14 protein-coding genes are annotated in these 13,419 nt (G+C 72.7%); 12 read left to right on the top strand and 2 right to left on the bottom strand.

Translation table 11 applies throughout. The features are described from left to right. The first annotated feature begins 43 nt into the window (after positions 1 to 43). From I4Q55_RS31470 to I4Q55_RS31430, 9 genes are all read left to right on the top strand, one after another. Positions 44 to 976 (top strand): ABC transporter ATP-binding protein, encoded by a 933-nt coding sequence (locus I4Q55_RS31470; protein ID WP_206792905.1) that lies wholly within the window; start codon positions 44 to 46, stop codon positions 974 to 976. Then, positions 973 to 1,713, top strand: coding sequence for an ABC transporter permease (locus tag I4Q55_RS31465; RefSeq protein WP_206792902.1), 741 nt, complete (start codon positions 973 to 975; stop codon positions 1,711 to 1,713). Before I4Q55_RS31470 ends, I4Q55_RS31465 begins: the two co-directional genes overlap by 4 nt. 25 nt (positions 1,714 to 1,738) lie before the next feature. Further along, positions 1,739 to 2,932 carry a sensor histidine kinase gene (locus I4Q55_RS31460; protein WP_206792900.1) on the top strand — a complete coding sequence of 398 codons (1,194 nt, stop codon included), beginning with the start codon at positions 1,739 to 1,741 and terminating at the stop codon, positions 2,930 to 2,932. Then, positions 2,929 to 3,534 carry a response regulator gene (locus I4Q55_RS31455; RefSeq protein WP_206792898.1) on the top strand — a complete coding sequence of 202 codons (606 nt, stop codon included), beginning with the start codon at positions 2,929 to 2,931 and terminating at the stop codon, positions 3,532 to 3,534. Before I4Q55_RS31460 ends, I4Q55_RS31455 begins: the two co-directional genes overlap by 4 nt. 24 nt (positions 3,535 to 3,558) lie before the next feature. Beyond that, on the top strand, positions 3,559 to 4,212 hold the full coding sequence (locus I4Q55_RS31450) for a YdcF family protein (protein WP_206792895.1): 654 nt from the start codon (positions 3,559 to 3,561) through the stop codon (positions 4,210 to 4,212). Positions 4,213 to 4,246: 34 nt separating this feature from the next. Next, the gene (locus tag I4Q55_RS31445) at positions 4,247 to 5,521 is read left to right on the top strand and encodes a deoxyguanosinetriphosphate triphosphohydrolase (protein WP_206792893.1); all 1,275 of its coding nucleotides are present in this window, start codon (positions 4,247 to 4,249) and stop codon (positions 5,519 to 5,521) included. Positions 5,522 to 5,762: 241 nt separating this feature from the next. Next, positions 5,763 to 6,842 carry a serpin family protein gene (locus I4Q55_RS31440; RefSeq protein WP_206792891.1) on the top strand — a complete coding sequence of 360 codons (1,080 nt, stop codon included), beginning with the start codon at positions 5,763 to 5,765 and terminating at the stop codon, positions 6,840 to 6,842. Further along, entirely contained in the window at positions 6,839 to 8,659 is a 1,821-nt protein-coding gene (locus I4Q55_RS31435; protein WP_374194501.1) for a glycosyl transferase, read from the top strand. The genes I4Q55_RS31440 and I4Q55_RS31435 overlap by 4 nt, the downstream gene beginning before the upstream one ends. Next, positions 8,656 to 9,189, top strand: a complete 534-nt coding sequence (locus tag I4Q55_RS31430) for a DinB family protein (protein WP_206792889.1) — start codon at positions 8,656 to 8,658, stop codon at positions 9,187 to 9,189. Before I4Q55_RS31435 ends, I4Q55_RS31430 begins: the two co-directional genes overlap by 4 nt. A 19-nt stretch (positions 9,190 to 9,208) precedes the next feature. Here I4Q55_RS31430 and I4Q55_RS31425 read toward each other — a convergent pair whose 3' ends face one another. Then, positions 9,209 to 9,658, bottom strand: coding sequence for a MarR family winged helix-turn-helix transcriptional regulator (locus tag I4Q55_RS31425; RefSeq protein WP_206792887.1), 450 nt, complete (start codon positions 9,656 to 9,658; stop codon positions 9,209 to 9,211). Positions 9,659 to 9,682: 24 nt separating this feature from the next. Between I4Q55_RS31425 and I4Q55_RS31420 the strand changes: the two genes are divergently transcribed. The 3 genes from I4Q55_RS31420 to I4Q55_RS31410 all read left to right on the top strand — a co-directional run bounded on the left by I4Q55_RS31420 (position 9,683) and on the right by I4Q55_RS31410 (position 12,463). Then, a complete protein-coding gene (locus tag I4Q55_RS31420) occupies positions 9,683 to 11,041 on the top strand; it encodes an MFS transporter (protein ID WP_206792885.1) in 1,359 nt (452 codons plus the stop codon). 22 nt (positions 11,042 to 11,063) lie between these two features. Continuing rightward, positions 11,064 to 11,630 (top strand): carboxymuconolactone decarboxylase family protein, encoded by a 567-nt coding sequence (locus I4Q55_RS31415; protein WP_206792883.1) that lies wholly within the window; start codon positions 11,064 to 11,066, stop codon positions 11,628 to 11,630. A 62-nt stretch (positions 11,631 to 11,692) separates the two neighbouring features. After that, entirely contained in the window at positions 11,693 to 12,463 is a 771-nt protein-coding gene (locus I4Q55_RS31410; protein WP_206792881.1) for a hypothetical protein, read from the top strand. Here I4Q55_RS31410 and I4Q55_RS31405 read toward each other — a convergent pair. After that, positions 12,435 to 13,388, bottom strand: a complete 954-nt coding sequence (locus I4Q55_RS31405; protein WP_206792879.1) for a sigma-70 family RNA polymerase sigma factor — start codon at positions 13,386 to 13,388, stop codon at positions 12,435 to 12,437. The two genes, I4Q55_RS31410 and I4Q55_RS31405, sit on opposite strands and share 29 nt — an antisense overlap. Positions 13,389 to 13,419 lie beyond the last annotated feature (31 nt).

The following is a 13,419-nucleotide window of genomic DNA, read 5'->3' as shown; positions in this document are numbered from 1 at the left end:
CACGGTCTGGGGACCCGGGCCTTCCCGGCGGCAGCCTGGGGGCATGCGAGAAGCAGACACCCAGGCGGTGGCGGCGGGGGCCGCGGTCCACCTCACCGGCCTGCGCAAGCACTACGGCGAAGTCCACGCGGTCGACGGCGTCGACCTGACGATCGCCCCGGGCGAAGTGGTCGCCCTGCTCGGCCCCAACGGCGCCGGCAAGTCCACCACCGTCGACATGATCCTCGGCCTGACCACGCCCGACACCGGCGAAGTGCGCGTGTTCGGGCGCACGCCGATCGACGCCGTCCGCGCCGGCCTGATCGGCGCGATGCTGCAGGGCGGCGCCCTGATGGACGACCTGACCGTCGGGGAGACCGTCGGCATGGTCGCGGCGCTGCACCACCGGCCGATGCCGGTGGCCGGGGCCCTGCGCGCCGCCGGGATCGAGGAGCTGGCCGGCCGCCGCGCCAACAAGCTCTCCGGCGGGCAGAAGCAGCGCGTGCGCTTCGCCGTCGCCCTGGTCAGCAACCCCGACCTGCTCATCCTGGACGAGCCCACCGCGGCGATGGACGTCGGCACCCGGCGCGAGTTCTGGCAGTCTATGTACTCGTTCACCGAGTCCGGCCGCACGGTCCTGTTCGCCACGCACTACCTCGAAGAAGCCGAGGAGTTCGCCGACCGGGTGGTGCTGATGCGCCGCGGCCGGATCGTCGCCGACGGCAGCGTCGCCGAAGTCCGCGCGCTGGCCGGCGGCCGCACGCTGCGCGCCGCCGTCCCGGGCGCCACCGACGCGGTCATCGCGGCGCTGCCCGGCGTCAAGGAGTTCGAGCTGCGCGGCGACCGCGTCGCCATCTCCAGCACCGACTCCGACGCCACGCTCTGGGCGCTCAAGGCCGCCGTGCCGGCCGTGCACGACGTCGAAATCGGCGCAGTCGGCCTCGAAGGCGCCTTCCTGTCCCTGACCGCCGACGACACCGCGGAGCCCGTCCGATGAACGCCACCTACCTGCTCACCGAGATCCGCCGGAACTTCCGGGCGCCGCGCTTCCTGGTCTTCGTCGTGGCCTTCCCGGTGCTGATGTTCCTGTTGCAGGCCAACGTCTTCACGAAGACGAGCGATCCGCACCACGCCGAGATCGCGGCCGTGCTCATGATCAACATGATGACGTTCGGGACGTTCGCCGCCGCCAACACCAGCGGCGGCAGGCTCGCGCTCGAACGGGCGCTCGGCTGGCAGCGGCAGCTGCGGCTGACCCCGCTGACCGGGTTCGGCTACCTCGGCGGCAAGACCCTGTCCGGGATGCTCGTCGGGCTCCCCGCGCTGATCCTCGTGCCGGTGCTGGCCGTGACCGTCGAGGGCGTGCACCTGGACGCGGCCGGCTGGGTCCGGATCCTGGCCGGCATCTGGCTCGGCACGCTCCCGCTGGTGCTGCTCGGCCTGCTCATCGGCCAGTTCGGCACCCCGGACTCGATGCAGCCGATCAGCATGATCGTCACCCTCGGCATGGGCTTCCTCGGCGGCCTGTGGATCCCGCTGGAGGGCATGCCCACCTGGATGCACGACGTCGCCCAGATCATGCCGACCTACTGGGTGCTGCAGGTGGCGCGACCCGCCGTGACCAGCGACATGGTGGTCTCGCTGCCGACGGCGGTGGCGGTGCTCGGCGCGTGGACCGTCGTGCTCGGAGCACTGGTGATCAGGCGTTACCGTAAGGACAGCGCCCGCGTCTGAGGGCCGGGGAAGGGCGAGGACGGCGATGGCGAAGCGCAGGTTCGGGCTGGACAACCGGGAAACGTGGTGGGGAGACCCGCAGGACGATCCGAAGCGCCGCGGCCCGCACAGCTGGCGGTGGCCGATCGTCGCCCTGGCGTTCCTGCTGCCGTTCCTCGTGCCGGTCACCCGGTCGCTGCTGGCCGGGCCCGGTGTCACGGTCGAGGCCGTGGTCACCGGCGTGGTGATCTACGCGTATTCGCTGTGCTACCTGGCGTTCCCGCTCTTCTCCGGCCGGGAACGCCGGGAGCGGCTGGCCTTCGGGATCGGGATGAACGTCCTCGGGCTCGCCACCCTGGCGACGACCAGCGCGAGCGCGTTCGTCCTGCTCTACGGCACGGCGGTGGTGGTGTTCCTGGTGGCGCCCGCCTGGGCGGTGATCATCGACGTGACCGCGGTGCTGGCCGGGGTGGTGATCCTGCTGGCGGAGGGCCGGTTCCTCGAGGACTACGGCGACCTCATCACGGTCGCCTCGGTGACGCTGGCGATGTTCTTCATGGGCAACCTCGTCCGCGCGATCCGGCGGCTGGAACGCGCGAACGAGGAGATCGCCACGCTCGCCGTGGCGAACGAGCGGGAGCGCCTGGCCCGCGACCTGCACGACCTGCTCGGGCACAGCCTCACCACGATCACCGTCAAGGCCGGGCTGGCGCGGCGGGTGCTGGAGAGCGCCGGTGACATCCCGCGCGCGGTCGAGGAGATCCGGGCGGTCGAAGGCCTCACCCGCAGCGCGCTTTCCGACGTCCGCGCGACCGTGTCGGCGAACCGCGAGGTGTCGCTGTCGGTGGAGCTCGTGGGTGCCCGGGCGGCGCTGCGGGCCGCGGAGATCGACGCCGACCTGCCGCACGCCGTCGACAACGTCCGGCCGGAGTTCCAGAACGCCTTCGGCTACGTGCTGCGCGAAGCCGTCACGAACGTGCTGCGGCATTCCGGGGCCAAGCGGGTGCGCGTGCGGCTGGGCGGCACCTGGCTGGAGATCGAGGACGACGGCACCGCCACCGGCGTCGTCGCGGGCAACGGCCTGCGCGGGCTCTCCGAACGGCTGGCCGCGGTCGGGGGCACGCTGACGACGTCGGTCCGGGCCGGGGGAGGATTGCTCGTGCGGGTGGAGGTCCCGCGACCCGACCCGAGCCCGGCCACCCCGGCCGTGCGCGCCGAACCCGCGGGAGGACTCGCTTGATCCGGGTGCTGCTGGCCGACGACCAGGCCATGGTCCGCGGGGCGCTGGCCACCGTGCTGGGCCTCGAGAACGACATCGAAGTGGTCGGGCAGGTCGGCTCCGGCGACGAGGTGGTCGCCGCCGCGCGGGCGGCCAAGCCGGACGTCGCCCTGCTCGACGTCCAGATGCCGGGCAAGGACGGCCTGGCAGCGGCGGCCGAGCTGCGGGCCGCGCTGCCGTCGTGCCGGGTGATCATCTGCACGACGTTCGGCCGTCCCGGCTACCTCGCCCGCGCGATGGCGGCGGGCGCGGCCGGGTTCGTCGTCAAGGACGCGCCACCGGAGCAGCTCGTCGAAGCCGTCCGCCGGGTCCACAGTGGACTGCGCGTGGTCGACCCGGCGCTGGCCGCGGAGTCCCTCGCCACCGGTGTCAGCCCGCTCACCGGGCGGGAGCGGGACGTGCTGCGGGAGGCCAGGGACGGCAGCACGGTGGCCGACGTGGCGCGCGCCCTGCACCTCTCGGAGGGCACCGTCCGCAACCACCTGTCCGCCGCGATCGGCAAGACCGGCGCCCGGACGCGGGCCGAAGCGGTGCGCGTCGCGGAGGAGCGTGGCTGGCTCTGAACCGCCTCTGAAAGAATGGGCCGGGTGGGTACCGCTGAACGCAGCAAACCGTCGCTCGCGAGCTGGGCGCGCCGGATCGCGCTCGGCACGGTCCTGGTGCTGCTGGCGCTCGTCGGCGGCACCGCGTTCCGCGTCTGGCAGGTCGCCCGCGAGAACGACCGGACCCCCGCCGACGTCATCGTGGTGCTGGGGGCGGCCCAGTACAACGGCAAGCCGTCGGACATCTACGCGGCGCGGCTGGCGAAGGCCAAGCAGCTGTACGACACGGGTGTCGCGAAGACGATCGTCACCGCGGGCGGGAAGAAGGCCGAGGACAACTTCACCGAGGCCAGGGCCGGCCAGCTCTGGCTGACCCGGCGCGGCGTGCCGGCGTCGGCGACGCTCGCCGTCGGCGAAGGCAGCGACACGCTGCGGAGCCTGCGCGCGGTCGCCCAGCAGGTCGAGGCCCGCGGCTGGCGGACGGCGGTGCTGGTCAGCGACCCGTGGCACTCCTTCCGCGCCCGGACCATGGCCGACGACCTCGGGCTCGACGCCTGGACGGCGCCGACGCACAGCGGGCCGATCGTCCAGGAGCGCGTCACCCAGGTGCGGTACATCGTCCGCGAGACCGGCGCGCTGCTGTACTACCGGCTGACGAAGACACCGGCGGACGACCTGTTCGCCACCTTCCTGGGTTGAGCTTTTTGTCGGTGGTCGCCTTTACGCTGGTCACGTGGACTACACCGAGCACGACACCGCCCGCCTGCTGCCGGAGCCGGCCAAGGGCGCGGCGCTGCCCGGCGCCCGGGCGGACGGGCGCAGCGCGTTCTCCCGCGACCGCGCCCGGGTGCTGCACTCCGCCGCGCTGCGGCGGCTGGCCGGCAAGACCCAGGTCGTCGGGCCGGGGGAGGGCGCCGAGGTCACCGGCGTCCCGCGCACCCGGCTGACGCACTCGCTGGAGGTCGCCCAGATCGGCCGCGGCATCGCCGAGGAGCTGGGCGCCGACCCGGACCTGGTGGACACCGCGGGCCTGGCGCACGACATCGGGCACCCGCCGTTCGGGCACAACGGCGAGCGCGCGCTCGACGAGGTGGCCGGCGGGTGCGGCGGGTTCGAGGGCAACGCGCAGACGTTGCGCATCCTCACCCGGCTGGAGCCCAAGCTGCTGTCCGCCGAGGGCGACCCGGTGGGGCTGAACCTGACCCGCGCGTGCCTGGACGCGACCACGAAGTACCCGTGGCCGCGCCGGCCGGGTCAGGTGAAGTACGGCGTGTACGGCGACGACGCCGGAGTGTTCGAGTGGTTCCGCGCGGGGGCGCCGGAGGGGCAGCGGTGCCTGGAAGCGCAGATCATGGACTGGGCGGACGACGTCGCGTACTCGGTGCACGACGTCGAGGACGGCGTGCTGGCCGGCCGGATCAAGCTGCGCGTGCTCGCCCACCCGGACGAGCGCGCGGCCGTCGCCGAGGCCGCCGCCAAGCACTTTTCGGCGCAGTCGGTGTCCACTTTGGAGCATGCGGCGGCGGAACTGCTGGCGCTGCCGGTGGTGGCGGCACTGGCGTCGGCCGAGCCGGACGGGTCACCGGGCGCCCAGGTCGCGTTGAAACGGCTGACGAGCGAGCTGGTCGGCCGCTTCACGACGGCGGCGGTCACCGGCACGCGCGAGAAGTTCGGCGAGGGACCGCTGGTGCGTTACGGCGCGAACCTGTGCGTCCCGGAGCAGGTGGCGGCGGAGGTGGCGTTGCTGAAGGCACTGGCCCTGCGGTACGTGATGAGCGACCGCCGCCGGCTGGCGATGCAGGAGGGCCAGCGCGAGCTGCTGGCCGAGCTGGTCCACGCCCTGGCCCGCCGGGCCCCGGAGTCCCTCGACCCGCTGTTCGTCCCGGCCTGGAACGCGGCCGCCGACGACGCCGGCCTACTCCGCGTGGTCGTCGACCAGGTCGCCTCCCTCACCGACGCCCAGGCCCACGCCTGGTACTCCTGGCACGTCACCCGCCACCACCGCTGACGTGCTCGAAGGGGCATCACCCGTGATCGGAGAGGCATCACCCGTGTCTGGAAGGGCATCACGTGTGATTGGCGGGGCATCGGGGTGATGCCCGCTCAATCACACGTGATGCCCGCTCAATCACGGGTGATGCCTCTGGGCGCACGGCGGTACTCGCGAAAATTTCGCGAGTTTTGTCATCCTTGGGTGGAGTTGCGCGTGGGCGGCCGGTGGGGGTGGGCGTTCCGGTAGTCTCGCCCGCATGGCCACGGACAGCCACCTCCGGTTCGCCCTCGCCGTCCACGCGGCCCTCGGTGCCGAGGGCGGGAACACCTGCTTTTCGCCGTATTCGGTGGCCAGTGCGCTGACTCTCGCCGCACGCGCCGCACGGGGGCGCACGCGCGACGAGCTCGTCGCCCTGCTCGGTGACCCCGATGAGCAGACCGCTCTGCTGCGGGAGGCCGCCGAGCCGGCCGAAGACGAAGCCGAGCTGGCCGTCGCCAACACGCTGTGGGCCGACGACCGGCTCCCGCTCGAAGACTCCTTCAAGACCGCGCTCGCCGAGTGGCCCGGGGCCGCCGTCGCGAGCGCGCCCTTCGAAAAGGAGCCCGAAGCCGCTCGCGCGCTGATCAACGACGACGTCGGGCGGACCACGCGCGGGCTGATCCCGCAGCTGCTGCCGCCCGGTTCGATCGACTCCGACGTCGCCGCCGTGCTCGTCAACGCGCTTTACCTCAAAGCCGCCTGGAAGCTGCCGTTCCGCGAGGCCAACACCTCGGACGCGCCGTTCCACGCGCCCTCCGGCACGCGGGACGTGCCGACCATGTGGCTCAGCGAAAAACTCGGGTACGCGCACGCCGGCGGCTGGCAGGCCGTGCAGCTGGCCGCGGCCGGGGGCCTGCAGGCCGTCGTGCTGCTGCCCGACGACGACCTCGCCGAGGCGGAAAGCCGGCTCGACCAGGCAAGCCTGACGAACCTGCTCGGCGAGATCAGCTTCAAGCCGGTCGAGCTCGCACTGCCGAAGATCTCGCTCGACGTCCCCAGCGCGCTGACCGGCGTGCTGCGCGGCCTCGGCGTGCGCACGCTGTTCACCGACGACGCCGACCTGACCGGGCTCTCGCCGGATCCGCGGCTGACCGTGTCGGAGGTGCTGCACCAGGCCGTGCTGCGCGTCGACGAACAAGGCTTCGAGGGGGCCGCGGCCACCGCGCTGGTGATGCGCCTGACCTCGATGATGATCGCCGAACCGGTCGCCGTCACGGTGGACCGGCCGTTCCTGCTGCTGGTCCGGCACGCCGGTACCGGGGCGCTCTACTTCCTCGCCAGGGTGGTCGAACCGTGAGCTTGAAGTCCGAAGCCGTCCCCGAGCTGGTGCCGCCGGCTCCCGAACCGCCGGACGGCCCGAAGCGCTGGGCGTGGCAGGACTCCGCCATCGCCGGCGGGTTCCTGCTCTTCACGATCCTGCTCTACAACGGGCTGTGGTTCGACCTCAAGCGCGGCTACCTCTGGAACGGCGGGGCCGACCAGAGCCAGTGGGAGTGGTACGCGACGGTCGTCGCGAAGTCCGTCCTGCACTTCGAGAACCCGTTCACGACGGACCTGCAGAACTACCCGCTCGGCGTCAACATGGCGGCGAACGCGGCGATGTTCGGCCTGAACATCCCGCTCGCGCCCCTCACGCTGACCTTCGGCGCCACGCTCACCTGGGCGATCGTGCTCACCGCCGGCCTCGCCGGCACCGCGATCGGCTGGTACTGGGTGTTCTCCCGCCACCTGGTGCCGAACCGGACGGCGGCCGCGATCGGCGGCGCGTTCTGCGGGTTCGCGCCGCCGATGATCTCGCACGGCAACGCGCACCCGAACTTCGTCGTGCTGTTCGTCCTGCCGTTCATCGCGCTCAAGACGATCCAGGTCGCGCGCGGCGAACGCCCGGTGCGCAACGGCATCGTGCTCGGGCTGCTCGTCGCCTGGCAGATCCTGCTCGGCGAAGAGCCGCTCGCCATCTTCGCCATCACCTTCCTCGTGTTCGCGATCGCCTACCTGATCCCGCACCGCGCGGAGATCCGCGGGATGCTGGCCCCGCTGGGCAAGGGCATCGGGATCGGCGCGGTCATCGCCCTGCTGATCACCGGGTTCCCGTTGTACTGGCAGTTCTTCGGCCCGCAGAGCTTCCACTCGCTGCTGCACGGTTCGGCGGGCAACGACACGGCGGCGTTCACGCGCTTCGCGACGCAGTCGGTCGCCGGCGTGCCCGAAGCGGCCGCGGACGTGTCGATGAACCGCACCGAGGAGAACGCGTTCTTCGGCTGGCCGCTGATCGCGCTCATGGTGATGCTGACGATCTGGCTGTGGCGTGACGTCGTTTCGCGGGCGCTCGCGATCACGATGTACGTGATGGCCCTGCTGTCGCTCGGTATCGAGATCACGGTGGCGCACGAGAAAACCGGCATCGCCGGTCCGTGGAAGTGGCTGGGCCAGCTGCCGCTGCTCGACTCGCTGATCGAATCCCGCCTCGCGATGGGCTGCATCCCGGTGGTGGGCGCGCTCCTGGCGATCGCGACGCACCGCGTCTGGACCGCGGCCGCCGAGCAACCGGAACCCCTCGACGGCAAGCAACGGTTCCCCCTGAAGATGATCTGGACCGGCGCGGTCGTGGCGGTGCTGCTGCCGATCGCGCCGACGGAGCTGGTGACGCACCAGCGGCCCCTTTCGCCGCCGTTCTTCGCCGACGGGATCTGGCGCCAGTACGTCGCCCCCGGCGGTTCGCTGGTGCCGGTGCCGCTGCCGAGCACCGGGGAGGCCGAGCCGCTGCACTGGCAGGTCGACGCGGGCCTCGGCTACCCGATGCCGGAGGGCTACTTCGTCGGCCCGACGTCGCCGGACGACCGCCGCGGCCGCTACGGTGCCGTCCCGCTGCCGACGTCGGACCTGTTCGCGGAGGTGGAGCGCACCGGGCAGGCGGCGGAGGTCACCGAATACGACCGCACCCAGGCGCTCGCGGACCTGCGGACCTGGAAGGCGAGCGTGCTCGTGGTCGGGCCGCGGCAGAACCAGGAAGCCCTGAAGTCCACTGTGGAGCTGCTGCTGCGGAAGCCGGCGGAGTTCGTGGGCGGCGTGTGGATCTGGGACGTCCGCCCGCTGACAGCGTCGGCGTCATGACCACTGTGGACGAACAGGGCCGGCCCGAGCCGCCCCTCGACGGTGACGAAACCGCCACCCTCCTCGGCTTCCTGGACTTCCACCGCGCGACCGTGGCCTGGAAGTGCGCCGGACTGGACAGCGCGGGCCTGCGCGCGACGCACCCGCCGTCCACGATGACGCTCGGCGGGCTGCTCAAGCACCTGGCCTACGTGGAGGACCACTGGTTTTCCCACGTGCTGCTGGGCCGTGACCGGATGGCTCCGTTCGACGCGGTCGACTGGACGACCACTCCCGACTGGGACTGGGACTCCGCCGCCGACGACACGCCGGAACAGCTGGTGGCCCTCTGGGAGGACGCCGTCAAGCGCTCGCGGGCGGCGATGACCGAAGCGAACGGCGACCTGTCGCAGCGGGCCCGGCGCCCCCTGCGTGACGGCAGCACGCCGAGCCTGCGCTGGATCCTGGTCCACATGGTCGAGGAGTACTGCCGGCACAACGGCCACGCCGACCTGATCCGCGAGTCGATCGACGGCGGCACGGGGGAGTAGCCGGACGCGGGGGACGGCGTCAGCCGAGAACCTCGTCCGCGAGCCGGCTCAGATAGCCGGCGAACCGCTCGCGGTCCGCCGCCGGCCAGTGGCCCACCAACCCCTCGAACGCCTGACGCTGGTGGGCCCGCGAAGCGTCGAGGAACTCCTTCGCCGGTTCGGTGAGGGCCAGCACCGCGCGGCGGGCGTCGCGGGTCGACGTCGAGCGTTCGACGAAGCCCGCTCGTGCCGCTTCGGTCACCATCCGGCTGGCCACCGAGCGGTCGATGCCCAGCTGGCGTGCCACGTCCGCGACCGTCACCTCGTCGCCGGTCGCGCCGTCGATCGCCTGGATGACGAAGAGGTTCGGCACCGTCCACGACGGCGGCGCGTCGTCGGCGAAGCGCTCGACGACGTCCGGCGCCCACTGGCGTGCCCAGTGCCGGACCAAGCGGAACAGGGCGGGTCCACCCTCGCTTGATGTGTGCATAAGACACGTTATAACGTGTGCTTTATGCACGCATCTCGGAACCTCGCCTACGCCGGCCTGCTGCTCGGGATGGCCATGGCCCAGCTGGACGGCCTGGTCCTCACCGCGGCCCTGCCCTCGATCGGCGCCGATCTGCACGCTCACACCGGGCTTGTCGCGGTCACCGCCGCCGGCCTGCTGACCCTGACCGTCGCGACGCCGCTGCACGGCAGGCTCGGCGACCTGTACGGCCGCCGGGCCGCCTTCGCGCTGTCGGTCCTCGTGTTCGCCGCCGCGTCCGCGTGGTGCGCCGCCGCGCCCGACGTCGGCTCGCTGATCGCCGCCCGCGCGCTGCAGGGGCTGGGCGGCAGCGGCCTGATCGTCACGGCGATGAGCGCGCTCGGCGAGCTGTTCGAGCGCGACGAGCTGCTGCGCCGGCAGGGCTGGCAGACAGCCGTCTTCGCGGTGGCCACCCTCGGCGGGCCGCCACTGGGCGGGCTGCTCGCGGCCGGCCCCGGCTGGCGGTGGATCTTCCTGGTCAACCTGCCGCTGAGCGTGCCCGCCCTCGTCCTCGGGCTGCGCGGCTTGCCCGCGAAACCGGGGCAGAGCACCGAAAAGTTCGACGTCCTGGGCAGCGCGCTGCTGGCCGCCGCGGGTGCCGCCGTCGTCGCGCTCGGCACGGTCGACGCGCTCGCCCGGAGTCCACTGTGGACGCCGGTGCTGCTCGGCACGACAGTGGTGGCCGGTTTCCTGTTCGTCCGGCGGCAGCGCCGCACGCCGAGCCCGCTGATCTCGCCGAAAGTGTTCGCCGACGTCGTCCTCAAGCGCGCGGTGGTGGTCAACGGCCTGGCGGGCGCCGCGCTCTACGGCACCTTCACCTACGTCGCCCTGGTCGCCGCGCTCGGCGCGCAAGCGGCCGCGACCGGGTTGCTGCTCGTCGCCATGACCGCGGGCCAGCTCGTCCTGTCGACGTCGTTCGCCGCGCAGGCCCGGCGGCACCCGGACATGACGCGGTGGGGCCGGTTCGGCTGCGTGCTCGGCACGGCCGGGCTCGCCGCGATCGCCGCCGCGGCCGCGTTCGGCGGCACACCGTGGCTGCTCGCCCCGGGGCTGTTCGCGATCGGCGCGGCCTTCGCCGTCTGCACGTCCGCCTACACCGTCCTCGGCCAGACGCGGGCGGACCGGACACTGCTGGGTGTCACGCTGGGGTCGCTGACCTTCGCCCGGCAGGCCGGCGGGCTGGCCGGGGCCGCGGTGTTCGGCTGGCTCGCGCTGGCCGGCACCGGCGGGCTGGCCGCGCCGGGCCTGACCGTGGTCTTCGCCGCGGCGGCCGCGACGATGCTGGTGGCGTGGCTCACATCGCCGGCTGTCACGTCTTCGGAAGCCGTCTCGTCCAGCTCGTAGGACCGAGACGAAGGAGACCGAAATGCCGCGCATCCCCGCGAAGAAGACGTCCGAGGCCGGGTTGTTCCTCAAGCTCGCCTACCGGTTCGCCGGCCGCCGCTACGGCGCCGTGCCCGAGCCGCTGGCCGTCACCGCGCACCACCCCGGGCTCCTGCGGACGTCCGTGGTGCACGAGCTGCTGGCCGAGCGCGCGTCGAAGAAGGTCCCGGCGAACGTGCGGGAGCTCGCCGTCTACCGGGTCGCGACCCGGATCGGCTGCTCGTGGTGCGTCGACTTCGGCACCATGCTGCAGAAGCACGACGGCCTCGACATCGAGCGGCTCACGAAGATCGACGACTACGCCACGTCACCCGCCTTCAGCCACCAGGAGCGGCTGGCGCTCGCCTACGCCGACGCGATGTCCGGGGACCAGGTGACCGTGACCGACGAGCAGGTCGCCGAGCTCGAGCGCGAGTTCGGCCGCGACGGCGTCCTCGAGCTGACCTACCAGATCGCGCTGGAGAACTCCCGCGCCCGGATGAACAGCGCGCTCGGCATCGTCGACCAGGGCTTCACCTCCGGCGACGCGTGCCGGGTCCCGCTGCCGTAGGAGGCGGGGAACCCGACTCCGGTGGGACGCGCCGCCGGGATCCGCCGCGGGATCGTGCCCGCATGCACCTCGTCGCCAGTGAACGGATCAAGCTCTTCAGCATCGCCACGCCCTGGGTGTGCGGTGTCTTCACCGTGGTCGCGCTGGCCATGCCGGCCGCGATCACCGCGCTCAGCGCCGGTGAGTCGCGCCTGCCGCCGACGGTCGCCAGCACGCAGTTCGGCTACCAGCTCGCGCTGGTCGCCGTGCTGGTGCTGGCCGCGCTCGCCGTGACCAGCGAGTACCACTCCGGCACGATCCACGGCACCTTCCAGGCCGTGCCGAGCCGGACGCCGGTGCTGCTGGCCAAGGCCGCGCTCGTCGCCGGGTACGCGTTCCTGCTCGGCGAAGCGGCCGCGTTCACCGCCTGGCTGGTGGCCAGGGTCCTCGCCCCGGACGCCGACCTGGCCCTGGACAGCGCCGCCGACTGGCGGATCGTCGCCGGCACCGGGCCGGTGTTCGCGCTGGCCGCCGTCTGCGGGGTCGGTGTCGGCCTGCTCGTGCGCTACACGGCCGGCGCCGTGGCCGTGCTCGTCGCCTACCCGCTGATGGCGGAGAACGTCGTCCAGCTGATCCCGCGGGCCGGGGCGGCGATCCACCGGTGGCTGCCGCTGAACGCCGTCACGAAGTTCCTGAGCGGGAGCGGCGAGGCCAACGCGGGCCGGGACGGCGGCAACGCGGCCGTCCTGTCCGACTCGCCGCTGAGCCCGGGCTGGGCGCTGGCCTACTTCGGCGCCTTCGCCGCTGTCCTCCTCGCCGCCGGGATCACGACGGTGCGTCGCCGGGACGCGTGATCCGGGCCAGCTTGTCGGGGTTGACGACGTCGTAGATCGCCACGATCTTCCCGTCGCGGACGGTCATCGCCTGCACGTGCTCGTCGAGGGCGAAGAAGCCGTCCTCGCCCGGCTGCGGAGCGAGGTGGAACCCCAGGTCGCCGTTGACGAGCACCGGCGTGCCGCCGGTGAGCACGCCGGGCGGGTACTTGCTCGTGAGGCCGATGAAGAAGCGGGCGATCTTGTCCGCGCCGACGATGCGCTGGCGCGTGGTCCGGCCCTTGCCGTTCGAGTCGCCGATGAGCACGACGTCCGGGGCGAGCAGCTCGGTCATCGCCCGGACGTCCCCGGCCTGCAGCGCGATGACGAACTTCTCGAGGATCTTCGCCTGGTCCTCCAGGGGGACGCGCGGCGCCGGATCGGCGTCGGCGAGGGCCTTGCGGCCGCGCGACGCGTACTGCCGCGCGGCGGCGACCGAGACGCCGAGCGCGTCCGCGATCTCCGTGAACGGCACCGAGAAGGCGTCGTGCAGCACGAACGCGACGCGTTGCTCCGGCGTCAGCTTGTCGAGGACGACGAGCGCGGCCATCCGCAGCCCGTCGTCGCGGACGGCGACGTCCAGCGGGTCCTCGCTCACCGGCCGCCCGAACGGCGTGACGACCGGCTCGGGCAGCCAGTTGCCGACGTAGCGCTCCCGCTGCGCGGCGGCCGACTTGAGCCGGTCGAGGCAGATCCGGCCGACGACCGTGGTCAGCCAGGCCCGCAGGTCGCGGATCCCCGCCCGGCCGGCCTCGTCCAGCCCGGCCAGCCGGAACCAGGACTCCTGGACGGCGTCCTCGGCGTCGGCGCGGGTGCCGGTCAGCCGGTAGGCCACCCCGATCAGGTGGCCGCGGTGCTCGGCGAACTGCGCGGCGAGCGTGTCCTGGGTGGTGGTCGTGGAGGCCATGTCCCGAGTGTGCCGCACACGGGAGGAGCCG

Origin of the sequence: Amycolatopsis sp. MtRt-6, assembly GCF_017308975.1 — a bacterium.
GTDB lineage: Bacteria > Actinomycetota > Actinomycetes > Mycobacteriales > Pseudonocardiaceae > Amycolatopsis.
Note: the sequence above shows the minus strand (reverse complement) of the source record. Positions and strands in the feature narration are given on the sequence as shown.

Excerpts from the sequence above, each read along its gene's own strand:
- I4Q55_RS31420 (WP_206792885.1), top strand. The coding sequence starts at position 9,683 with ATGCACGCATCTCGGAACCTCGCCTACGCCGGCCTGCTGCTCGGGATG.
- I4Q55_RS31460 (WP_206792900.1), top strand. The coding sequence starts at position 1,739 with ATGGCGAAGCGCAGGTTCGGGCTGGACAACCGGGAAACGTGGTGGGGA.
- I4Q55_RS31405 (WP_206792879.1), bottom strand. The coding sequence starts at position 13,388 with ATGGCCTCCACGACCACCACCCAGGACACGCTCGCCGCGCAGTTCGCC.
- I4Q55_RS31465 (WP_206792902.1), top strand. The coding sequence starts at position 973 with ATGAACGCCACCTACCTGCTCACCGAGATCCGCCGGAACTTCCGGGCG.
- I4Q55_RS31430 (WP_206792889.1), top strand. The coding sequence starts at position 8,656 with ATGACCACTGTGGACGAACAGGGCCGGCCCGAGCCGCCCCTCGACGGT.
- I4Q55_RS31410 (WP_206792881.1), top strand. The coding sequence starts at position 11,693 with ATGCACCTCGTCGCCAGTGAACGGATCAAGCTCTTCAGCATCGCCACG.
- I4Q55_RS31470 (WP_206792905.1), top strand. The coding sequence starts at position 44 with ATGCGAGAAGCAGACACCCAGGCGGTGGCGGCGGGGGCCGCGGTCCAC.
- I4Q55_RS31425 (WP_206792887.1), bottom strand. The coding sequence starts at position 9,658 with ATGCACACATCAAGCGAGGGTGGACCCGCCCTGTTCCGCTTGGTCCGG.
- I4Q55_RS31440 (WP_206792891.1), top strand. The coding sequence starts at position 5,763 with ATGGCCACGGACAGCCACCTCCGGTTCGCCCTCGCCGTCCACGCGGCC.
- I4Q55_RS31415 (WP_206792883.1), top strand. The coding sequence starts at position 11,064 with ATGCCGCGCATCCCCGCGAAGAAGACGTCCGAGGCCGGGTTGTTCCTC.